Origin of the sequence: Micrococcus sp. HSID17227 (genome assembly GCF_003989405.1) — a bacterium.
Classification (GTDB): domain Bacteria; phylum Actinomycetota; class Actinomycetes; order Actinomycetales; family Micrococcaceae; genus Micrococcus; species Micrococcus luteus.
The window spans coordinates 1-605 of record NZ_RBLN01000548.1; the positions used below are offsets into that span (position 1 = coordinate 1).

Sequence of the window (605 nt, forward strand, 5' to 3'; positions counted from 1 at the left end):
TGCCGTTGATCCGGGCGGCCACCTCGGCCGCCGGGCGGGCGGGGTCCACCAGGCCGTCTGCGGCCGTGAGCTTCGGCGCGTGGGTGGGTTCGCCGCGCTGGGGCGTGGCCGTCGCGGTGCCGGCCGCCAGGCGGTCGAGCACGTCGATCACGAGCGGGCCGCCGCGCTCGGCGAGGTCGGTGAGCACGGTCCCGGCGGTCTCGTCGGCCGCGACGGGGCGGGTGAGTCGGGCGAAGACGGGTCCGGTGTCCAGGCCCTCTTCGAGCTGGAACACGTCGGCGGCGATCTCGGTCTCCCCGGCCATCACGGCGCGCTGAACGGGGGCGGCGCCGCGGTAGGCCGGCAGCGCGGAGAAGTGCAGGTTGAGCCAGCCGTGGCGCGGGATCTGCAGGGCCTCGGCGGGCACGAGCGCCCCGTAGGCGACGACGGCGGCCACGTCCGCCTCGAGCGCGCGGATCGCCTGGAGGGCATCGGCACCCTCGGGTCCGCGGAGTCGGTCGGCCTTGAGCACGGGCAGGCCGGCCTCCTCGGCCACGACCGCGACCGGCGACGGGGTCAGCACCCGCCGGCGCCCGACCGAGAACGGCAGCGCGTCGTGTAGGGCG

General features: G+C 77.4%; 1 protein-coding gene. It reads right to left on the reverse strand.

Features of this window, described 5'->3' with window-relative positions; all coding sequences use genetic code 11:
* Positions 1-605: methionyl-tRNA formyltransferase (locus D8M29_RS13225; protein WP_305034243.1), on the reverse strand; the 605-nt coding region annotated here is incomplete at both ends.